Genomic DNA, 20193 nt, shown 5'->3' with positions numbered 1-20193 from the left:
TTTTGCTAATGGGCAATATCTGACTAACGAAATTTCCAACATTTCTACAACGTCCAATAAAACCGAGGCCAGCATGTCCAATATCAAATTCCTGCCATTCGCCGTGTTGGCACTCACGCAGAGCATCGCCCTGGCGCAGCAAGTGCCGAGCGCCGGCAGCCAGTTGCGCCAGATTCCGCCGGCACCGGCGCCGCAGCAGGAAGCGCCGCGCCTGCGCGTCGAGCAAAGCGCCGAGCCGGTGGCCGCCGCGCCCGCGTCCAGCGCCAGCATCGAGGTCAGGCGCTTGCGGGTGACGGGGGCCGTGGCCTATCCGGAAGCTGCGTTGCTGGCACTGACGGGATTCCAGCCGGGCAGCACGCTGACGGTGGCCGAACTGAACGCCATGGCCTTGACGATCGAACAGGAGTACCGCCGCAACGGCTATTTTGTGGCCCAGGCCTATTTGCCGGCGCAGGATATCCGCGAGGGCGAGGTGACCATCGCGGTGCTGGAAGGACAATATGGCCAGATCGGCCTGAAGAACCAGACCAATATGTCCGACGGCAGGGTCGGGGCGCTGCTGTCCGGCATTGAAAGCGGCGACACGGTGATGCGCGCGCCGCTGGAAAACCGTTTGCTGCTGCTGTCGGACTTGCCCGGCGTGGTCGTCAAGTCGACCCTGGCGCCCGGCGCCACGCCCGGCACCTCCGACCTGCTGGTCGATGTCCAGCCCGGCCAGCGCGTGACCGGCAGCATCGATGCCGACAATGCCGGCAGCCGCTACACGGGCACAAACCGCATCGGCGCGACCGTCAACCTGAACCAGCCGTTCGGCCTCGGCGACGTGGCGACCTTGCGCGTGCTGACCTCTGGCGACGGCCTGAAATATGCGCGCGCCTCGTACCAGCTGCAGGTGGGCCGTGCCACGGTGGGCGCCGCCTACAGCCGGCTCGATTACAAGCTGGGCAAGGAATTCGACAGCCTCGACGCCAGGGGCACGGCGAAAATCGCCGGCATCTATGGCAGTTATCCGCTGATCCGTTCGCGCGACAGCAATCTGTATGCGCAATTGTCGTATGACGACAAGACTTTCCAGGACAAGGTCCAGGTGGCGTCCATCGTCAACGATAAAAAAGTGCGCGCCGCCACCATCGGCCTGTTTGGCGACCACCGTGACAATCTCGGCGGCGGCGGCATCAGCAACTATGCGCTGGCGCTGACCAGCGGCGACCTCGACATCCGGACGGCCGACGTGCGCGCGTTTGACGCCCTGACGGCGCGCAGCAATGGCGGCTACCACAAGCTGGCTTTCAGCGCGACGCGCCTGCAAAACGTCAGCGACGCGGTGTCGCTGTATGCGGCCGTCAATGGCCAGCTGGCGTCGAAAAACCTGGACGTGTCCGAACGCATGGAACTGGGCGGCGTCAACGGCGTGCGCGCCTATCCGGAAGGCGAGGCATATGCCGACCAGGGCTATGTGCTGAACCTGGAAGCGCGGCTGCGACTGCCGCCGCTGCCGGCCAGCATGCCGGGGCAGATGCAGCTGATCGGTTTTGTCGATACCGGCACCGTATCGCTGAACAAGAACCAATGGGCGGCGGGCGACAACAAGCGCACCCTGAGCGGCGCCGGGATTGGCCTGAGCTGGGCCAACAACAATGATTTCGTGGTGCGTACCTATTACGCGCACAAGCTGGGCGGCGCCGTCGCCACCTCGGCCCCGGACAAGGGCGGACGCTTCTGGATCCAGGCGGTGAAGTATTTCTAAGCCAGCGGCCATCCACGCACAGCCCCATCCACCACGCCCAATACAGAACAGAGAGACACCATGAACCACATTTACCGCTCGATATGGAATGAAAAGACCGGCGCCTATGCCGCCGTTTCCGAAAACACCAGCAGCGCCGGCAAGGCCGCGTCGTCGGTGCGCGGCAGCACGGCCAGCGGCGCCCTGTTCGCCCTGAAGACCTTGTCGGTATCGCTGATGATGGCGCTCGGCGCCAATGTGTATGCACTGCCGCCCGCCGGCACCGTGACCGCCGGCGGTGCCACCATCAACAACAGCAAGCCGGGCAGCATGGTGATCAATCAATCGACGCAGAACGTGGCGATCAACTGGCAGAGTTTCAATATCGGCGCCGGCGAAAGCGTGCAGTTCGTGCAGCCGAACAGCAATTCGGTGGCGCTGAACCGCGTCATCGGCGGCGATCCGTCCAGCATCCTGGGCAACCTCAGCGCCAACGGCAAGGTGTTCCTGATCAACCCGAACGGCATCCTGTTCGGCAAGGGCGCGTCGGTCAACGTGGGCGGCCTGGTCGGCTCGACCCTGGGCCTGAGCGACAGCGATTTCATGGCCGGGCGCTACCAGTTCAGCGGCAACGGCAATGGCGCCATCGTCAACCAGGGCGCGATCAACGCGAACGGCGGCTATGTGGCGCTGGTCGGCGGCAAGGTCGACAACCAGGGCAGCATCGTCGCCAACCGCGGCATGGTGGCGCTGGCCGCCGGTAGCGCCGTCACGCTCGATGTGCTGGGCGGGCAGTTGCTCAATGTTACGGTCGATCGCGGCGTCCTCGGCGCGCTGGCGCAGAACGGCGGCCTGATCCAGGCCGACGGCGGCCAGGTCATGCTCAGTGCCCAAGGCGCCGGCAGCCTGCTGGGCAGCGCCGTCAACAATAGCGGCGTGATACGCGCCCGCACGCTGGAAAACCACAACGGCGTGATCCGCCTGCTGGGCGATACGGCCGGCGGCAGCGTCACGCAGGCCGGCACGCTCGATGCCTCGGGCCGCGGCGCAGGCCAGCGCGGTGGCCAGGTCACCGTGCTGGGCCAGCACATCGCGCTGACCGGCACGTCGGCCATCGACGCTTCCGGCGACGCCGGCGGCGGCACGGTGCTGATTGGCGGCAATTACCAGGGAAAAGGTACTGAGGCGCATGCCATCTCGACCACGATCGAACGTGGCGCGGTGGTGCAGGCCGACGCGGTGACCACCGGCAATGGCGGCCAGATCGTCGCCTGGTCCGACGGTATCACCTCGTTCGACGGCACGCTGACGGCGCGCGGCGGTGCGCTGTCCGGCAATGGCGGCCTGATTGAAACCTCGGGCAAGACCGTGGTGCGCGGCGCCAACTCGTACGTCAACACGCTGGCGCCGAAAGGCAAGACCGGCACCTGGCTGCTCGATCCGGTCAACTACACGATCGCACTGGCGGGCGGCGATGAAACGCCGGCGCAGGTGGCCCTCAGCCTGGCCAGCAGCAACCGCGTGATCACCGCCACAAATGACATCACGGTGGGCAGCGCGCTGACCTGGACCACGCCGCAAACGCTGGAATTGAACGCCGGCCACGATGTGTTGGTCAATGCGGCAATTACCGCCAGCACGGCCGGTTCCGGCCTCAGGCTGATCGCACTGAACGATGTGGTGCTCGATTCGGCGGCGGCCATCACGGCCAGCGGCAGCGGTTCGCTGGTGCGCCTGGACGCCGGGCGCAACATCGTCATCGATGGCGCGCTGACGACCGACGGCGGCGGTTCCACCGCCATGCGCGCGACCAACAATATCGCTATCAATGGCGCGCTCAGCGCGAATGGCGGCGGCTCGCTCAGCATGATCGCCGACAACACCATCACCATCAACAGCGCGGTCAGCGCCGATGGCGGCCAAGTCACCCTGCGCGCCGACAATGACGGCACCGGCCCCGGCGTGTCCGGCGGCACGGTGGTGTTCGCCGGCATCGGCAAGGTCAGCGGCGCCAACACGGTGATCCTGTTCAATCCGAACGGCTATGCCAACACGGCCGCCGAGATCGCCGCCTACGGCACCAAGGTGGTCGGCGCGCTCGACGCGCGCGCCTGGGTCTTCGCCCGCGCCGAGAACAAGGTCTACGACGCCAGCAATGGCGCCAGCCTGGGTTTCATCAGCGATCCGCGCGCCGGCGGCGACGTCACCCTGGTGCCCGGCATCGCCACCTTCAGCGACAAGAATGCGGGTACCGGCAAGGCCGTCACCTACAGCGGCTATGACCTGGGCGGCGCCGACGTGGCGCGCTTCGCGCTGTTCGGCAACGGCAGCGGCAGCAGCTCGGCCAATATCACCGCGCTGGCCATCCTCGGTTCGATCGGCGCGGCCAGCAAGGTCTACGACGGCAACCAGAGTGCCGACATCACCAGCCGCACCCTGAGCGGCGTGCTGGCGGCCGATACGGCGACTGTCAGCTACACCGGCGGCTCGGCCACCTTTGCTGACCCGAATGTCGGCAACAACAAGGCGGTGCTGGGCACCGGCATGGGCCTGACCGGGGCGGACGCCAGCAACTACACGGTCAACAGCAGCGCATCGACCGCCGCCAACATCACGCCGGCGGCACTGACGGTAACGGCCGCCAATGCCAGCAAAGTCTACGGCCAGACGCCGACCCTGTCGGCCTTCACCTATGCCGGCACGCAAAACGGCGAAACGGTCGGCAACGTGACCGAAACGAGCATCGGCGCCGCCGCCACCGCGCCGGTCGCCGGGCCGTACGCCATCGTGCCGAGCGCGGCCGGCGGCGGCACCTTCACGCCGTCGAACTACACGATTACCTATGTCAATGGCGCGCTGGCCGTGACGCCGGCGCCGTTGACGATCACGGCGATGGATGCGAGCAAGGTCTACGGCCAGACGCCGACCTTGTCCGCCTATACCTCGACCGCACTGCAGAATGGCGAAAGCATCGGCAGCGTGACCGAGACCAGTGCCGGCACGCTGGCCACCGCGCCGGTGCCGGGACCTTACGCCATCATTCCGAGCGATGCAAGGGGCGGCACCTTTACGCCATCGAACTATGCGATCACCTATGTCAATGGCGCGCTGGTGGTCACGCCGGCGCCGTTGAGCATCACCGCCAATAACGTCACCAAGGCTTACGGCGAGACGCCGGACCTGAGCGGCTTTACCTCGAGCGCGCTGCAAAACGGCGAAAGCATCGGCAGCGTCAGCGGCACCAGCCTGGGCGCCGCCGCGGACGCCGCCGCGCCCGGACCGTATGCGATTACGCCCGGCAATGCGGCCGGCGGCACCTTTACGCCGTCGAACTATGCGATCACCTATGTGAATGGCGCACTGGCCGTGACCCCTGCGGTGGTGGTGCCGCCGGTGATCGTCGACCCGCCGGTGGTGGTTGATCCGCCAGTGGTTGTCGTGCCGCCGGTGGTCGAACCGCCGGTAGTGGTTGACCCGCCAGTGGTGGTCGTGCCACCGGTGGTCGAGGTGCCGCCCGTGGTTGTGGTGCCGCCGGTGGTCGAGGTACCGCCTGTGGTCGTGGTGCCGCCGGTAGTCGAGGTACCGCCTGTGGTTGTAGTACCGCCGGTGGTCGAGGTGCCACCGGTGATCGTGCCGCCTGTGGTCGAGGTCCCGCCCGTGGTCGTGGTACCACCGGTGGTCGTGCCGCCGGTAGTCGAGGTACCGCCCGTGGTCGTTGTGCCGCCGGTGGTCGTGCCGCCGGTAGTCGAGGTACCGCCCGTAGTCGTGGTGCCGCCGGTGGTCGTGCCGCCGGTGGTCGAGGTCCCGCCCGTGGTCGTGGTGCCGCCGGTGGTTGTGCCACCTGTGGTCGAGGTCCCGCCCGTGGTTGTAGTGCCGCCGGTGGTCGTGCCGCCTGTGGTCGAGGTACCGCCCGTGGTCGTAGTGCCGCCGGTAGTCGAGGTCCCGCCCGTGGTTGTGGTTCCGCCGGTGGTCGTGCCGCCGGTAGTCGAGGTACCGCCCGTAGTGGTGGTTCCGCCGGTTGTAGTTCCGCCCGTGGTCGTGGTGCCACCGGTGGTTGTGCCGCCGGTGGTCGAGGTCCCTCCCGTGGTTGTGGTGCCGCCGGTGGTTGTGCCGCCGGTAGTCGAGGTACCGCCTGTGGTTGTGGTGCCGCCCGTGGTAGTCGTGCCGCCGGTCGTCGTTGTGCCGCCAGTGGTGGTGCCACCTGTCGTTGTACCGCCAGTCGTGGTGGTGCCGCCAGTGGTCGTGCCACCGGTCGTGGTCGTGCCGCCAGTCCTGGTGCCACCCGTACGGGACGTGCCGCCGGTAGTCGTGCCGCCGAATAATGTGACGCCTGCGCCGCCGCCGATCGCGACGCTGGTGGTGGTGCCGCCGGCCTTGCCGCCTGGTGCGAGATTCGCGCTGCCGCCGCCGGTACCGCCGGTGTTGCCGCCGGTGCCGGTAGTGACGCCGCCAGCGCCGCCGGTCACGCCGATTGAAGCGCCGCCAGCGCCGTATGTGCCGGTCGTGCATCCGCGCAAACAGGACCGCAACTGATGGCCGGGCGATGGGGTGGCATGCTGCTGGCCCTGGGCGCCCTGGCTGCGGCGCCTTGCGCGCTGGCGGCCGGGCGGGCCGACTTCAAGCTGGAGCCGGCGTCTGCCGAAGCGAGCAGGCTGGCGGACTGGATCGTCGATTCCGGCGATAACGGCCGGCTGCCGTTCGTCATTATCGACAAGCACGGCGCCAAGGTGTTTGTCTTCCATGCCGACGGCAGCCTGCGCGGCGCCTCGGCCGCCTTGCTGGGACAGTCGTCGGGAGACGACTCGGCGCCCGGCATCGGCACGCGCAAGCTGGCCGATATCCGGCCCGAGGAGCGCACCACGCCGGCCGGCCGTTTTGTCGCCTCGCTGGGCCATAATCTGCACGGCGGCGAAATCTTGTGGGTCGACTACGACGCCGCCATTTCCCTGCATCCGGTGGTCACCAGCAATCCGCGCGAACAGCGGCTGCAGCGCCTGGCCAGCGCCACGCCGCTCGACAACCGCATCTCGTATGGCTGCATCAATGTGCCGCCCAAGTTTTACCAGGGCGTCGTCAGTCCGTCGTTCAAGCAGTCCGATGGCATCGTATATATCCTTCCAGAAACCCGGCCGGCCAGCACGGTCTTCCCTGGCTATCGATAGTGTCTGCATTGCGCCGGACATGCGCGCGGGTGCTTGCATCCTGAGAAAAATGGGTACACAATGCATCGCATATGCAATGCATTGGAGTATTCATGAAAACAGCGACCTTTCCTTCCCTGCGTGTGGATCCGGCATTGCGGCAAGCAGCGGAAGATAATCTGCAGCATGGTGAGACCATTTCGGGTTTTATCGAGCAGTCGATCCGCGACAGTATTTTACGCCGGCAGCATCAACGTGAATTCGTTGCGCGTGGTCTGACCGCACGCGACGAGGCCGCGCGCACCGGTCGCTATGTCAGTGCCGATGCGGTACTGGGCAAACTGGAGACCATGCTGGCCGAAGCCAGGGCCAAGGCTGACGCCGAGGCCGTCGAGTGAGTCTTGCGGACCGCTTTGCCGTCCGCTTCACGTCCCATGCCGAAGACGACCTGCTACGGCTGTATGCATTCCTCTTGCAGCGTGACAATGCAGGTTTTGCCGTCGCCGAGCGTGCTCTGGAGGCCATCCGTCACGCCATCCGTGGCCTGGAGCTATCGCCGTTCAGTTACCGCAAGATCAGAGCCGATAACCCCTTCCTGCGCGAACTGCTGATTCTGTTTGGCGCCGCCGGCTATGTTGCCCTGCTTGAAATCGAGGAGGAGCGGACGGTGACGATATTGGCCGTACGGCACCAGCTGGAAGATGATTGGCTGTAATTTATTCGTCTCCATCCCATGCCGGCTGGCTCGATCGCTTCCACGTCCACATCAGTCCGATGCCGGCCGAGGTGCCGCTGTTCTGGCGCAGCAACGGGCTGTCGCGGTTGGCGGCGCCTGAATAATTGTCGTAGCGCAGAAAGGCAAACGCGCGCCAGTCGCGGTGCAGCAGGTAGGAGCCGCCCAGGCCCAGGCGGGTGAGCATCAGCCCGCCTTTGGCCGCATAGGCGGGACGGCCAGGCGTGGCAAATTGCTGCTCGACGCCATAGAAATAATCGTTGATGCCGCGATTGCCCAGCACGGCGGAGAGGGCCGTGTCCACATGCCAGCGCCCCTGCGGGTCGGCCAGCGTATAGGCCAGGCGCGGCTCGAAGGTGGCGCCCTGGCGGTGCAGGCCGCCGCGCGCCTCGATCACGGCGCGCAGCGGCAGTTCCAGCCGCACCCGGCTGTTCGGCGATGGTTCGGCCAGCTTGATTTTCAGGCGCGGGCCAAATTCCACCAGGGTGCCCAGGTCCGGCATGCCGCGCCGGGCCGGCACATCGTCGGACCTGGCCGGCAGCGAGAGGGCAAAGCCGACGTCGAATTCGGTGCGGTCCGTATTGACCAGCCGCGCGCCCACGCCCGAGCGGTCGGCGCGCAGCACCTTGCCCCGATAAACAAGATAGGGCAGGGCCAGCGTGCGCGTCGAATGGTCGCTGGCGCCCGGATAGGCGGGCGTGACGGCGCTGCCGCCAAACACGCCCGCTTCCCACAGCGGCAGTGCCGGTTCGGCGGCCAGCGCCGGCGCGGCGCTGGCGATGGCCAGCAGTGTGACAGTCCTGATCATGGTCGTGCTCCACAAGATTGCGCAACCGACGGTAGTGTCGACGGGGCGGTTATCCCGGCCCGCCGCCACAGCGCGGTCGCGCTGCGCACATGATGTTCTAGCGCATCGGGGCGGCAGGCGGCGCCGGCGGCCTGCGCGGCTTGCTGGTGCAGGCGCGCCTGCCAGCTGGCGTCTCCATGGCCCAGTTCGACATTGTCGATGGCGTCTTCATACGTGCGCAGCGCCTGCGGCCAGTGTCCCTGCCGGGCCGCCTCGCCTGCCCATTGCTCCTGCTGCGCGGCCATGCGCAGCTCGGCCTGGGTGGCGCAGGCGGCCAATGCCAGCAGGCAGGGCAGCAGCAGGCAAGGCATGGCGCGGGGTGGCAGGGGCATGGCGGCGGCAAGGTTGTCGGAATGAGACTACTGTAGCGCATCGGCGGGCGCACACGCTTGCCGCCGGCGAAATCGTCCCTGGCAGGCGGTAGCGATGACATATAATTTGCTCACCACTTTGTCATCTTCGCCATATCACCAACAGGAGCACCATGTTTTCACGCAAATTCCAGTCTTGTGCACAGCTGATGCTGGCCACCTTGATGATGAGTTTTGTCGCCGCCGCACCCGCGCGCGCGCAGCAGGCAGCCGTCAAATTGCCGAACGTGGTGATCCTGGCCACCGGCGGCACCATCGCCGGCAGCGGCGCCGACAGCACCACCACCGTCGGCTACACCTCGGCCACCGTCGGCGTCGAGCGCCTGATCGCGGCCGTGCCGGAACTGAAAAAAGTGGCCAACGTGAAAGGCGAGCAAGTCTTCCAGATCGCCAGCGAAAGCATGGGCAATGAACACTGGCTGACGCTGGCCAAGCGCATCAATGTGCTGCTGGCTTCGCAGGATGTGGACGGCGTGGTCGTGACGCACGGCACCGACACCATCGAAGAGACCGCGTATTTCCTGAACCTGACCGTGAAGAGCCACAAGCCGGTGGTGGTGGTGGGCGCCATGCGCCCGTCGACGGCGATCTCGGCCGACGGCCCGATCAACCTGTACAACGCGGTGCTGCTGGCCGGCAGCAAGGAAGCCGTCGGCAAGGGCGTGCTGGTGGCCTTGAACGATCAGATCAATGGCGCGCGCGAAGTGACCAAGACCAACACCTCGACCACCGACACCTTCAAGTCGACCGAACTGGGCATGCTGGGCTATATCCAGGGCAGCAAACCGTTCTTTTACCGCCAGTCGACGCGCAAGCACACGCTGGAAGCGGAATTTGACATCAGCAAGCTCGATTCCCTGCCGCAAGTCGATATCGTGTATGGCTACGCCAACATGAACCGCATCGGCATGGACGCCTTTATTGCCGCCGGCGCCAAGGGCATCATCCACGCCGGTGTCGGCGATGGCAGCGTGGCGGCGCAGATGAAGCCGGCGCTGGTCGAGGCGCGCCAGAAGGGCGTGCTGATCGTGCGTTCCAGCCGCGTGGGCCAGGGCATCGTGGCGCGCAATGGCGAAGCCAATGACGATGAGCTCGACAGTGTCGTGTCGGACACCCTGAACCCGCAAAAAGCCCGCATCCTGCTGATGCTGGCCTTGACCAAGACCAACAGTACGCAGGAAATCCAGCGTATTTTCTACACCTATTGATGGCCTGCCGGGCCGGCGCCACATTTGCCTCATCAGGCAGATTTACGCTGGCCCGCTTTGCTGCCATACTTCGCCCCTGAACAATGAATCGGCAGCGGCTGCGGCGCTGCCCGTGGCGCATGGCTATCCTGTCCGAGATTACCTTTTATCCGATCAAATCGTGCGCCGGCATCGCCCTGCGCGAAGCCGTGCTCACCGCCTCCGGCCTGATGAGCGAACAGGTGTATGACCGCGAGTGGATGGTGGTCGATGCCGAGGGCCGCTTCCTGACCCAGCGCGAACATCCGCGCATGGCGCTGATCGTGCCTACCATCAAGGCCACCACCCTGGAACTGCGCGCGCCGGGCATGTTGCGCCTGGAAATCGAACTGGGCCTGCCGCATCCGCAGCTGGCGCCCATGCTGGAAGTCCAGTTGTGGGATGAGCAGGTACGCGCCTATGATTGCGACGAGGTGACGGCCGCCTGGTTTTCCAACGCCATCGGCGTGCCGTGCCGGCTGGCGCGCTTCCACCCGGACGTGGTGCGCACCACCGGCACCAAGTGGACCGGCGGCATTGCCGCGCCCACCCTGTTTTCCGACGGCTATCCGCTGCTGGTGGCCAGCGTGGCCTCGCTCGATGATGTGAACGAGAAACTGCATGCGGCCGGCCGCGCGCCGTTGCCGATGAACCGTTTCCGGCCCAACCTGGTACTCGACGGCATCGGCGCTTTCGAGGAAGATTACGCCGACGAGCTGCAGTTTGGCGCCACCACCCTGAAACCCGTCAAGCCTTGCCCGCGCTGCCCGATTCCATCGGTCGACCAGGCCACGGGCGTGCCGGGACCGGACCCGCTCGATGTCATGCATTATCGGGCCAAGCCCGGGCTCGACGGCGCGATCTGCTTCGGCATGAACGCCATCGTCACCAACGGCGGCGACGAACCCATCGTGGTGGGCCAGGAAGTCGGTTTCGAACTGGCGTTTTAAGCGTAGTGGCCGCACAGAAGGGTTTGAGGTTTATATGAGTCAACCGATATCGCCAGTGTCAGGCCAGCAGGGCAGCGATGCCAGGAGCCAGGCCGCTTCGCTCGCCCGCCTGGAAGCGGAAAACCAGGCCTTGCGCGCGCGCATGGCCTACTTGCTCGAGCAACTGGAACGCAATCACGACATCATGGGCCGCCACCAGGCATTCGACCTGGAAATCGTCGGCGCCGCCACCTTTCCCGAACTGATCGGCACCATTTTTCGCACCTTGCCCGTGGTGTCCGAGCTCGACGGCGTTACCCTGAGCCTGGTCGACGAGGGCGACGATATCCTGGTGGTGATGGAAAAGCTGGGCGTCGATTTCAGCCTATTTCCGCAAATGCTGTTCGTGCAACACCCCGAAGAGCTCGGGTTCACGCCGGCTGGCGAAGGCGGGCCGCCGCTGCCGCTGCTGGGGCCGTTCGATGCGGCCGTGCACGGCGCGCGCTTTCCGGCCAGCGCGACCGTTGGCGAGCTGGTGCTGCGCAGCGTGGCGCTGGTGCCCTTGCTGCGCAACAAGCGGCTGATCGGCAGCCTGAACCTGGCCAGCAGCGACAGCGCGCGCTTTACGCCGGCGCTGGGCACCGACTTCGTCAAGCACATGGCGTCGATTATCGCGATCTGCCTGGAAAACGTGATCAGCAATGAAATGCTGAAATATATCGGCCTGACCGATGCGCTGACCGGCGTCTACAACCGCCGCTACATCGACCGGCGCCTGCTGGAAGAAATCGCCCGCGCGCGGCGCCAGCAATATTGCATCGCTTGCATGTACATCGATATCGACCACTTCAAGAAGGTCAACGATACCCATGGCCACCAGGGCGGCGACGAGGTGCTGCGCGAAGTGGCCGCGCGCATCCGCCAGGAATTGCGCCGCTCCGACGCGCTGGGGCGCTTCGGTGGCGAGGAATTCGTGGTGCTGCTGATCGATGCCGATCTCGACAGCGCTACTTTTGTTGCCGAGCGCATCCGTGCCAGCATCGCCGGCGTGCCGTTCGACCTGCCGGCCGCGCAAGCGTCGGTCAGCGTGTCGATCGGCGTGGCCAGCCTGCCGCCGCAATCGGACCAGTTGCCGATCGAGGTGGTGGCGCAGCAGCTGGTGGCGCACGCCGACCAGGCCCTGTACCAGGCCAAGGCGAATGGCCGCAATCTGGTGGTCAGCGCCTCGGCAAGCTGATTATTTCAGCAGCAAGGTTTCCGCTTTGGCCACGGCGTCGGCTGTGCCGCGCAGCACCACCACGTCGCCGCTGGCCAGCTGCGTCTCGGGCGTGACGGCAAGCCGGCTGCGTCCGCGGCGGATGGTGGTCACCAGCGCGCCGCAGGCCGCCATGTCGATCGTGCTCAAGGGGAAACCGATGCAGCGCGCGCCATCGCCGACGGTGACCGAATGCAGGCGTTCGAGCTCGGCGTCGTCGCCGGCGTCGCTGGCGCCGTGGAAATAGCCGCGCAGCGAGGCATAGCGCTCTTCGCGCGCCGCCTGCACCCGGTGCACCACGCGGCGCAACGGCACGCCCATCATGATCAGCGCGTGCGAGGCCAGCATCAGGCTGCCTTCCATCAGTTCCGGCACCACTTCGGTGGCGCCCGCGTCGCGCAGCAGGTCCAGGTCGCTGTCGTCGTAGCTGCGCACGATGACGGGCAGGGTCGGCGCCAGTTCATTGACCATATGCAGCAGCCGCAGGGCCGCCGGCGTGTTGGCATAGGTAATCACCACGGCGCTGGCCCGGTAAATGCCGGCCGCCACCAGGCTTTCGCGCCGGCCCGCGTCGCCGTACGACACATGGGCGCCGGCCAGCTGCGCTTCCTGCACCCGTTCCGGGTCCAGGTCCAGCGCGTGGTACTCGATCTTTTCTTCCGTCAGTAGTGTCGCCAGGCTTTGCCCGCTGCGCCCGAAGCCGGCGATCAGCACGTGTTTCTGGGCCGCCATGGTACGGGTGGCGATTTTCGTCAGCGCCAGCGACTGCATCATCCAGTCATTGGCGGCCAGCTTCATGACGATGGCGTCCGATTTCGCGATCAGCAGGGGCGCGATCAGCATCGACAGCACCATCGCCGCCAGCACCACCTGCACCACGAACGGGTCCATCAGCTTGATGCCGCCGGCCAGATTGAGCAGCACGAAGCCGAATTCGCCGGCCTGGGCCAGCCCCAGCCCGGTGCGCAGGGCCACGCCGTTGCTGGAACCAAACAACCGCGCCAGGCCGGCGATCAGGGCGAATTTCAGCAGCACGGGCGCGCCCAGCAGCAGCAGCACCAGCCACCAGTTGTCGATCACCACGCGGATATTGAGCAGCATGCCGACCGTGATGAAAAACAGGCCCAGCAGCACGTCGCGGAAAGGTTTGATATCCTCTTCCACCTGGTGCTTGAATTCGGTCTCGGAGATCAGCATGCCGGCGACAAAAGCCCCCAGGGCCAGCGACAAGCCTGCCCGTTCCGTGATCCAGGCCGCGCCTAGGGTGATCAAGAGCAGGTTGAGCATGAACAGTTCCTGCGAGCGGCGCTTGGCGACGATGGTCAGCCAGCCGCGCACCATTTTTTGCCCCAGGAACAGCAGCAGGATCAGCACCACCACGGCCTTGGCGCCGGCCCAGGCCAGGGTTTCGGCCAGGTTGTCGGAGTCTTTGGTCAGCGCGGGAATCAGGATCAGCAGCGGCACCACGGCCAGGTCCTGGAACAGCAGGATGCCGATGATCTTGCGGCCGTGTTCGCTTTCAAGCTCCAGCCGTTCTGTCAGCATTTTTGACACGATGGCCGTCGACGACATGGCCAGCGCGCCGCCCAGGGCAAACGCGGCCTGCCAGCTGAGGTGGAAGTAGGCCGACAGGTAGCGCCCGACGAACCAGCCGAAGACGACGGTGGCGACGATGGTGGTGACCACCTGCGCCATGCCGAGGCCGAAAACGATGCGCCGCATGGCAAGAAACTTGGGAAGGGAAAACTCGAGCCCGATGGAAAACATCAGGAAGACAACGCCGAATTCGGCCAGGGTATGGCTCGCTTCATTCTCGGCAGCCAGGCCCAGCGCATGGGGGCCGATGATGATGCCGACCGCCAGGTAGCCGAGCATGGGGGGCAAGTGCAACATTCTGAAAGCAACCACGCCAAGCACGGCGCTGCCGAGTAACATCAGGGTCAATTCTAGCGAGGAAAACATGGGTTGCCCGGGGTGGTCAGTGGAAATCGTTGTTTGTTGTGACTGGCAAGTTTTTTGCTTTCCTAATTCGTTTATACTTTGGGCATGAGTGTAACCCATGAAAAAACAATGCAGAAAGCTTTTGATCGAAGTGACATGAAAGCCACAAGCGAGCGCGCCGTGGCGCTGGCCCGCACCACCTTGCAGATCGAGGCGGACGCCATCGTTGCGCTGCACGCCCGCCTGGCCACCGACGACAGCGTCGGCCGCGCGGTGGCGCTGCTGCTCGAATGCAAGGGCCGCGTGGTGGTGTCCGGCATCGGCAAGTCCGGCCATATCGCGCGCAAGATCGCCGCCACCCTGGCCTCGACCGGCACGCCGGCCATGTTCGTCCATCCGGCCGAAGCGGCCCATGGCGACCTGGGCATGGTCACCTCGGACGACGCCTTTATCGCCATCTCGTATTCCGGCGAATCGGCCGAACTGATGGCCATCATGCCGGTCGTCAAGCGCATGGGCGGCGTGCTGATCGCCATGACGGGCAAGCCGCAATCGAGCCTGGCGCAACTGGCCGACGTCCACCTCGATATTTCGGTGGAAAAAGAAGCCTGTCCGCTGAACCTGGCGCCGACCGCCAGCACCACCGTCACCCTGGCGCTGGGCGACGCGCTGGCCGTGGCGCTGCTGGACCTGCGCGGCTTCAAGGAAGAAGATTTTGCCCGTTCGCATCCGGGCGGCGCGCTGGGCCGGCGCCTGCTGACGCATGTGCATGACGTGATGCGCAGCGGCGAACGGGTGCCGAAAGTGCCGGCGGATGCCTCGCTGCTGCAGGCACTGGAAGAAATGACGAAAAAGGGCATGGGCATGACGGCCATCGTCGATGCGGATGACCGTCCGGTGGGCGTATTTACCGATGGCGACCTGCGCCGCATGTTCGAGCGCGTGCAGGATTTCACGCAAGTGGCGATCCGCGACGTGATGCATGCGCAGCCGCGCAGCATCGCGCCCGACCGCCTGGCCGTCGACGCGGTGGCCGTGATGGAACAGCACCGCATCAACCAGATGCTGGTGGTCGACCTTGACGGCAAGCTGGTCGGCGCCTTGCATATCCATGACCTGACCCAGGCGAAGGTCATCTGATGCCGGTGTGCCGCTCCAGCGGAGCAGGCCTATTTTTGAGAGTGAAACACTATGCGTAAGCCAGAAGGCGCCCATCGCTGGCGCATGATTTTTACCGTGCTGGGCGCCGTCGCGGTGGCGCTGGGCAGCTTCTGGCTGCTTGAAGTGATGAACAAGAGCAGCCAGGACGTCAGTGCCGGCAAGAAATTGGATGAGCCCGATTATTTCGTTACCAATTTCAGCCTGGTGCGCATGGACTTGCAGGGTAAACCAAGCTATATCGTCTCCGGCGCCAAGCTCACGCATTACCCGGCCGACGATTCCTCCGATATCGACCAGCCTTTCGTGCGCAAGATCAGCCCGGGCGTGCCGCCCCTGAACATGACGGCCGAGCTGGCGCATATCGACCAGGGCAATACGCGGCTGCAATTGTCGCGCAATGTCGTGATCGACCGCGTGGCCGGTCCCAAAACCCAGAACATGACGCTGAAGACCGAGGCGCTGACGATCTTTCCCGATGAAGAGCGGATGGAGTCGGCCGTGCCGGTCGACCTGCTGTCGGGGCGTTCGCACGTGACCGGCGTGGGCCTGAAGGCCAACAATGCCTCCAGCGTGGTGGAAGTGCCGAGCTCGGTGCGCATCGTGATTCCGCCGCGCAAAGCCGTGCCGGCCAAATAAATAAAGAGGACCAAATCAAAATGAAAAAAATCTTGCTGTTGAGCTTGTTTTCCCTGGCCGTGATGGGCAGCGCCCATGCCGAAAAGGCCGACTCGGACAAGGAAGCCGTCATCACCGCCCAGCGCGGCCAGGTCGATGACATCAAGCAGACCCGCACCCTGACCGGCGACGTGGTGCTGGTGAAGGGCACCCTGACCATGAAGGCGGGGCGCGCCCTGATCACGGAAGATCCGCAGGGCTACCAGTTCATCACTTTCTGGGGCGAGGCGGGCAAGCTGGCCACCTTTCGCCAGAAGCGCGACGGCGAAGGCGACCTGTGGGTGGAAGGCGAAGCGGAACGGGTGGAATACAACAACAAGACGGAAGTCGTGAAACTGTTTTCCAAGGCCAAGCTGACGCGCCTGCAAGGCGTCAAGCCGACCGACGTGGCCAACGGCGCCTTCATTTCGTATGACAGCCGCAATGAATTATTCAATATGGAAAACAGCGACAGCGGCACCAGTTCCCCCGGCGCCGGCAGCGTGCGCATGGTGATCCAGCCGAAGAACAAGCCGGCGGCGGAGAAAGCCCCCGCCGCGCCTGCGCCAGGGAAGAAATAATGGACAATAATGTACGTTGCGGCAGCACCCTGATCGTGCGGGGGCTGCAGAAAACCTATGGCAAGCGGCAAGTCGTGCATGATGTGTCGCTGCAAGTCGAATGCGGCGAAGTGGTGGGCCTGCTGGGTCCGAACGGCGCCGGCAAGACCACCTCGTTCTACATGATCGTCGGCCTGGTGCCGTCCGATGGCGGCACCATCGATATCAGCGGCGTCGACATTTCCAGCCTGCCGATCCACCGCCGCGCGCAGATGGGCCTGTCCTACCTGCCGCAGGAAGCGTCGGTGTTTCGCAAGCTGACGGTGGAAGACAATATCCGCGCCGTGCTGGAAATCCAGACAGTCGACGGCCGGCCCCTGAAAAAGGCCGAAATCGAAGAACGCCTCGACAAACTGCTGGCCGACTTGCAAATTGAAAAGCTGCGCGAAAACCAGGCGCTGTCGCTGTCGGGCGGCGAGCGGCGCCGCGTGGAAATCGCCCGCGCGCTGGCCACCGACCCGCGTTTCGTGCTGCTCGACGAACCGTTCGCCGGCGTCGATCCGATCGCCGTGATCGAAATCCAGCGCATCGTGCGGTTTTTGAAGGAACGCAATATCGGCGTGCTGATCACCGACCATAATGTGCGCGAAACGCTGGGCATCTGCGACCGCGCCTACATCATCAACCAGGGCTCGGTGCTGGCGTCGGGCCGGCCCGACGACATCATCGCCAACGAGTCGGTACGCCGGGTGTATCTGGGCGAACACTTCCGCATGTAAGCCAATGAAACAATCCCTGCAACTGCGCACCTCGCAGCACCTGGCACTGACGCCGCAATTACAGCAATCGATACGCCTGCTGCAACTGTCCACGCTGGAATTGCACCAGGAGCTGGAGCAATTGCTGACCGATAATCCCTTGCTGGAACGGCTCGACGATCCGCTCGACCGCTCGCTGCGCCTGCTGTCCGATGGCGCCCTGAGTTCGACCGCCGCCCCCGGCGAAGCGCCACCGGCGCCGCCGGGCCAGGAAGCGCCGGCGCCAGCCGCCGAAGCGGAGTCGTTTGACGGCGATGGCGGCGAGAGCACGGCCGCGTCCGAGGGCGGCGACAGCGACTGGAACGAGGCCAGCCGCGGCAAGGCGCCCGATGACGAGGATTCCCGTCCGCAACTGGAGGCCCATCACTGCACCTTGCGCGAACACCTGATGGAACAGATGCGCGTGACCGTGCTGGAGCTGCGCGACCGCGCGCTGGTGGAATTGATCATCGATGCGCTCGACGACAATGGCTACCTGGAAGAGCCGCTCGACGATATCCTGGCGCGCCTGCCGGAAGAACTGGAAGTCGATGCGGATGAGCTGCGCACGGCGCTGTCGCTGCTGCAAAGTTTCGACCCGGCCGGCGTGGGTGCGCGCAATGCGTCCGAATGCCTGGCGCTGCAGATCAAACGCTTGCCGCAGGTGGCGCTGGTGACGCGGCGCATGGCCTTGAACATCGTCGAGAAACACCTGACCTGGTTCGCCCAGCGCGACTTCAACAAGCTCAAGAAAGCCCTCGACTGCGACGATGAAGACTTGCGCGAAGCACAGACCGTGATTCGCTTGTGCAACCCGCATCCGGGCGCCGTGTTCGCTTCCGACGTGTCCGATTACGTGGTGCCGGACGTGGTGGTCAAGCGGGCCCGCAATGGCTGGCAGGTATCGCTCAACAATGACGTCATGCCGCGCCTGCGCGTGAACGCCATGTACGCCAACCTGCTCAAGCAGGGCAAGGGCGAAGGCGGCATGGGTGCGCAGTTGCAGGAAGCCAAGTGGCTGATCAAGAACATGCGCCAGCGCTTCGACACCATCCTGCGCGTGGCGCAGGCGATCGTGGAACGGCAAAAGGATTTTTTCTCGCACGGCGCAGTTGCCATGCGGCCACTTGTGCTTCGCGAAATAGCTGATACACTGGGTTTACACGAGAGTACTATCTCGCGGGTAACAACCCAAAAGTACATGCTGACCCCGCATGGAATGTTTGAGTTGAAGTATTTCTTTGGCAGCCACGTCGCCACCGAAGCAGGAGGGGAGGCGTCATCGACGGCGATACGGGCCTTGATCGTGCAATTGACAGGAGCAGAGAACCCTAAAAATCCTTTATCCGACAGTAAGATTGCGGACATGCTGGGGGAACAAGGCATGGTGATTGCGCGACGTACTGTTGCCAAATACCGGGAAGCGTTGAAAATTCCGCCAGTGAGTCTGCGTAAGTCTTTGTAGTTTTTTCGGTTCCTCTGCGGGCCGGAACGATGGACACCGCACGAACCCGATCATCTTTAGGAGTGTGTATGAATCTCACCATCAGCGGACATCATCTCGAAGTGACACCAGCCATCCGTGAATACGTACAAACCAAACTGGAGCGCGTGAAACGCCATTTCGATCACGTTATCGATATTGCCGTGATTCTGACCGTCGACAACCTCAAAGAGAAAGAAAAACGCCAGAAGGCCGAAGTGAATCTGCGACTGAGCGGCAAGACCGTCTACGTGGAAAGCCTGGCGCAAGACCTGTATGCCGCGATCGACAGCCTGATCGACAAGCTGGACCGGCAAGTGATGAAGTACAAAACCAAAGTGCAAGGGCACGGTAAAGAGGCGATCAAGCATCTGCCAGACAACACTCCTGAAGAAGCCGCCGCCGTCTAGGCCTGCCGCTCCAGATTGTTGTGATCAACTAAGGGCGCGCTGTTTTATCTTCGCGCCCTTTTTTGCGCCCATTTTTCCGGCTCAGTTACGCTCGCGGTGGCGCAGCACGACCCGTTCGCGGTCGGCAAAATACTGCGCCAGGTGTTCCGCCATATACACCGAACGGTGCTGGCCACCCGTGCAGCCGAGTGCGACCGTCAGATAGCTGCGGTTGTCGGACTTGAACGACGGCAGCCACTTTTCCACGAAATCGCGGATATCCGCAAACAGTTCCAGCGCGCTGGGCTGGGCGTCCAGAAAAGCGATCACGGGCGCATCGCGGCCATCGAGCGGCCGCAACGCCAGGTCGTAATACGGATTGGGCAGGGCCCGCACGTCGAACACGAAATCGGCATCCAGCGGCACGCCCAGCTTGAAGGCGAACGACTCGAAGAACAGGGTCAGCGGCGCGCGTTCGGAGGCGACGATATCCTTGACCCAGGCGCGCAGCTTGTTGGCGCTCAGTTCCGAAGTATCGATCACATGGCCCAGTTGCTGGATCGCCGACAGCCGCTCGCGCTCCTCCGAAATGCATTCGATCAGCGTGCGGCGGCTGGCCGGATTCTCACCTGGAAGCAACTCATGCGACAAAGGATGGCTGCGCCGCGTTTCCGAAAAGCGCGCCACCAGCGAGTGCGTGGTGGCGGTCAGAAACAGCACCTTGACATCATGCCCCTGCGCACGCAGCAGTGACACATTGTGTGGCAGGTTGGCCAGCGATTCGGCACTGCGTGCGTCGACCGCGACACCGAGCCTGCTGGTTCCTTCGTCGAGCAAGGTCTGCACCAGGCTTGGCAACAAGGCAGGCGGCAGATTGTCGACACAGTAATAACCGGTATCTTCCAGCACCTTGAGTGCGACAGATTTGCCGGAGCCGGAGATGCCGGTAAGTAGAATGATGTGCATAGGCGCGATCATAC

The 20193-nt window shown here is 64.4% G+C and carries 18 protein-coding genes; 14 read left to right on the top strand and 4 right to left on the bottom strand.

The window, feature by feature from the left end; genetic code table 11:
• Positions 1-73 precede the first annotated feature (73 nt).
• The 5 genes from ACP7B7_RS03505 (at position 74) to ACP7B7_RS03485 (ending at position 7582) form a co-directional block, all read left to right on the top strand.
• Positions 74-1747: a ShlB/FhaC/HecB family hemolysin secretion/activation protein gene (locus tag ACP7B7_RS03505; protein ID WP_426075760.1), complete on the top strand. Its 1674-nt coding sequence runs from the start codon at positions 74-76 to the stop codon at positions 1745-1747.
• Positions 1748-1807: 60 nt separating this feature from the next.
• The gene (locus ACP7B7_RS03500; protein ID WP_426075759.1) at positions 1808-6259 is read left to right on the top strand and encodes an MBG domain-containing protein; all 4452 of its coding nucleotides are present in this window, start codon (positions 1808-1810) and stop codon (positions 6257-6259) included.
• Complete coding sequence (locus ACP7B7_RS03495) at positions 6259-6888, top strand: hypothetical protein (protein ID WP_426075758.1); 630 nt, start codon at positions 6259-6261, stop codon at positions 6886-6888. Before ACP7B7_RS03500 ends, ACP7B7_RS03495 begins: the two co-directional genes overlap by 1 nt.
• A gap of 92 nt (positions 6889-6980) precedes the next feature.
• Positions 6981-7265, top strand: a complete 285-nt coding sequence (locus ACP7B7_RS03490) for a YlcI/YnfO family protein (RefSeq protein ID WP_426075757.1) — start codon at positions 6981-6983, stop codon at positions 7263-7265.
• Positions 7262-7582 (top strand): type II toxin-antitoxin system RelE/ParE family toxin, encoded by a 321-nt coding sequence (locus ACP7B7_RS03485; protein WP_426075756.1) that lies wholly within the window; start codon positions 7262-7264, stop codon positions 7580-7582. Before ACP7B7_RS03490 ends, ACP7B7_RS03485 begins: the two co-directional genes overlap by 4 nt.
• A 1-nt stretch (position 7583) precedes the next feature.
• Here the strand turns inward: ACP7B7_RS03485 and ACP7B7_RS03480 are convergent, their stop codons facing one another.
• A complete protein-coding gene (locus ACP7B7_RS03480; RefSeq protein WP_426075755.1) occupies positions 7584-8408 on the bottom strand; it encodes a MipA/OmpV family protein in 825 nt (274 codons plus the stop codon).
• A complete protein-coding gene (locus ACP7B7_RS03475) occupies positions 8405-8779 on the bottom strand; it encodes a hypothetical protein (RefSeq protein ID WP_426075754.1) in 375 nt (124 codons plus the stop codon). Before ACP7B7_RS03475 ends, ACP7B7_RS03480 begins: the two co-directional genes overlap by 4 nt.
• Before the next feature lie 152 nt (positions 8780-8931).
• Here ACP7B7_RS03475 and ACP7B7_RS03470 point away from each other — a divergent pair, with 152 nt between their 5' ends.
• The 3 genes from ACP7B7_RS03470 (at position 8932) to ACP7B7_RS03460 (ending at position 12210) form a co-directional block, all read left to right on the top strand.
• Positions 8932-10026 carry a type II asparaginase gene (locus ACP7B7_RS03470; RefSeq protein ID WP_426075753.1) on the top strand — a complete coding sequence of 365 codons (1095 nt, stop codon included), beginning with the start codon at positions 8932-8934 and terminating at the stop codon, positions 10024-10026.
• A gap of 119 nt (positions 10027-10145) precedes the next feature.
• Positions 10146-10994 carry an MOSC domain-containing protein gene (locus ACP7B7_RS03465; RefSeq protein ID WP_426075752.1) on the top strand — a complete coding sequence of 283 codons (849 nt, stop codon included), beginning with the start codon at positions 10146-10148 and terminating at the stop codon, positions 10992-10994.
• 34 nt (positions 10995-11028) lie between these two features.
• Positions 11029-12210, top strand: a complete 1182-nt coding sequence (locus ACP7B7_RS03460) for a DUF484 family protein (protein ID WP_426075751.1) — start codon at positions 11029-11031, stop codon at positions 12208-12210.
• Here ACP7B7_RS03460 and ACP7B7_RS03455 read toward each other — a convergent pair whose 3' ends face one another.
• The gene (locus ACP7B7_RS03455; RefSeq protein ID WP_308923595.1) at positions 12211-14190 is read right to left on the bottom strand and encodes a cation:proton antiporter; all 1980 of its coding nucleotides are present in this window, start codon (positions 14188-14190) and stop codon (positions 12211-12213) included.
• A 108-nt stretch (positions 14191-14298) separates the two neighbouring features.
• Between ACP7B7_RS03455 and ACP7B7_RS03450 the strand changes: the two genes are divergently transcribed.
• The 6 genes from ACP7B7_RS03450 (at position 14299) to hpf (ending at position 19234) form a co-directional block, all read left to right on the top strand.
• Entirely contained in the window at positions 14299-15309 is a 1011-nt protein-coding gene (locus ACP7B7_RS03450) for a KpsF/GutQ family sugar-phosphate isomerase (RefSeq protein ID WP_426075750.1), read from the top strand.
• 51 nt (positions 15310-15360) lie between these two features.
• Positions 15361-15966 (top strand): LPS export ABC transporter periplasmic protein LptC, encoded by a 606-nt coding sequence (lptC, locus tag ACP7B7_RS03445; RefSeq protein WP_426075749.1) that lies wholly within the window; start codon positions 15361-15363, stop codon positions 15964-15966.
• A gap of 20 nt (positions 15967-15986) precedes the next feature.
• A complete protein-coding gene (lptA, locus tag ACP7B7_RS03440) occupies positions 15987-16565 on the top strand; it encodes a lipopolysaccharide transport periplasmic protein LptA (protein WP_308923598.1) in 579 nt (192 codons plus the stop codon).
• On the top strand, positions 16565-17323 hold the full coding sequence (gene lptB / locus ACP7B7_RS03435; protein ID WP_308923599.1) for an LPS export ABC transporter ATP-binding protein: 759 nt from the start codon (positions 16565-16567) through the stop codon (positions 17321-17323). Before lptA ends, lptB begins: the two co-directional genes overlap by 1 nt.
• Before the next feature lie 4 nt (positions 17324-17327).
• Positions 17328-18806 carry an RNA polymerase factor sigma-54 gene (locus tag ACP7B7_RS03430; RefSeq protein ID WP_308923600.1) on the top strand — a complete coding sequence of 493 codons (1479 nt, stop codon included), beginning with the start codon at positions 17328-17330 and terminating at the stop codon, positions 18804-18806.
• Between the two features lie 68 nt (positions 18807-18874).
• Entirely contained in the window at positions 18875-19234 is a 360-nt protein-coding gene (gene hpf, locus ACP7B7_RS03425; protein WP_065310093.1) for a ribosome hibernation-promoting factor, HPF/YfiA family, read from the top strand.
• Between the two features lie 81 nt (positions 19235-19315).
• Here hpf and rapZ read toward each other — a convergent pair whose 3' ends face one another.
• Positions 19316-20179: an RNase adapter RapZ gene (rapZ, locus tag ACP7B7_RS03420; RefSeq protein ID WP_308923601.1), complete on the bottom strand. Its 864-nt coding sequence runs from the start codon at positions 20177-20179 to the stop codon at positions 19316-19318.
• Positions 20180-20193: the final 14 nt, after the last annotated feature.

This window comes from Janthinobacterium sp. PSPC3-1, assembly GCF_049896105.1.
In the GTDB taxonomy this organism is placed as follows: Bacteria; Pseudomonadota; Gammaproteobacteria; order Burkholderiales; family Burkholderiaceae_D; genus Janthinobacterium.
Note: the sequence above shows the minus strand (reverse complement) of the source record. Positions and strands in the feature narration are given on the sequence as shown.

What these genes read in the sequence shown, in the direction of transcription:
- ACP7B7_RS03500 (WP_426075759.1), top strand. Translation starts at nt 1,808, where the DNA reads ATGAACCACATTTACCGCTCGATATGGAATGAAAAGACCGGCGCCTAT.
- lptA (WP_308923598.1), top strand. Translation starts at nt 15,987, where the DNA reads ATGAAAAAAATCTTGCTGTTGAGCTTGTTTTCCCTGGCCGTGATGGGC.
- ACP7B7_RS03460 (WP_426075751.1), top strand. Translation starts at nt 11,029, where the DNA reads ATGAGTCAACCGATATCGCCAGTGTCAGGCCAGCAGGGCAGCGATGCC.
- ACP7B7_RS03465 (WP_426075752.1), top strand. Translation starts at nt 10,146, where the DNA reads ATGGCTATCCTGTCCGAGATTACCTTTTATCCGATCAAATCGTGCGCC.
- lptC (WP_426075749.1), top strand. Translation starts at nt 15,361, where the DNA reads ATGCGTAAGCCAGAAGGCGCCCATCGCTGGCGCATGATTTTTACCGTG.
- ACP7B7_RS03505 (WP_426075760.1), top strand. Translation starts at nt 74, where the DNA reads ATGTCCAATATCAAATTCCTGCCATTCGCCGTGTTGGCACTCACGCAG.
- rapZ (WP_308923601.1), bottom strand. Translation starts at nt 20,179, where the DNA reads ATGCACATCATTCTACTTACCGGCATCTCCGGCTCCGGCAAATCTGTC.
- lptB (WP_308923599.1), top strand. Translation starts at nt 16,565, where the DNA reads ATGGACAATAATGTACGTTGCGGCAGCACCCTGATCGTGCGGGGGCTG.
- ACP7B7_RS03480 (WP_426075755.1), bottom strand. Translation starts at nt 8,408, where the DNA reads ATGATCAGGACTGTCACACTGCTGGCCATCGCCAGCGCCGCGCCGGCG.
- hpf (WP_065310093.1), top strand. Translation starts at nt 18,875, where the DNA reads ATGAATCTCACCATCAGCGGACATCATCTCGAAGTGACACCAGCCATC.
- ACP7B7_RS03470 (WP_426075753.1), top strand. Translation starts at nt 8,932, where the DNA reads ATGTTTTCACGCAAATTCCAGTCTTGTGCACAGCTGATGCTGGCCACC.
- ACP7B7_RS03455 (WP_308923595.1), bottom strand. Translation starts at nt 14,190, where the DNA reads ATGTTTTCCTCGCTAGAATTGACCCTGATGTTACTCGGCAGCGCCGTG.
- ACP7B7_RS03495 (WP_426075758.1), top strand. Translation starts at nt 6,259, where the DNA reads ATGGCCGGGCGATGGGGTGGCATGCTGCTGGCCCTGGGCGCCCTGGCT.
- ACP7B7_RS03475 (WP_426075754.1), bottom strand. Translation starts at nt 8,779, where the DNA reads ATGCCCCTGCCACCCCGCGCCATGCCTTGCCTGCTGCTGCCCTGCCTG.
- ACP7B7_RS03430 (WP_308923600.1), top strand. Translation starts at nt 17,328, where the DNA reads ATGAAACAATCCCTGCAACTGCGCACCTCGCAGCACCTGGCACTGACG.
- ACP7B7_RS03490 (WP_426075757.1), top strand. Translation starts at nt 6,981, where the DNA reads ATGAAAACAGCGACCTTTCCTTCCCTGCGTGTGGATCCGGCATTGCGG.
- ACP7B7_RS03450 (WP_426075750.1), top strand. Translation starts at nt 14,299, where the DNA reads ATGCAGAAAGCTTTTGATCGAAGTGACATGAAAGCCACAAGCGAGCGC.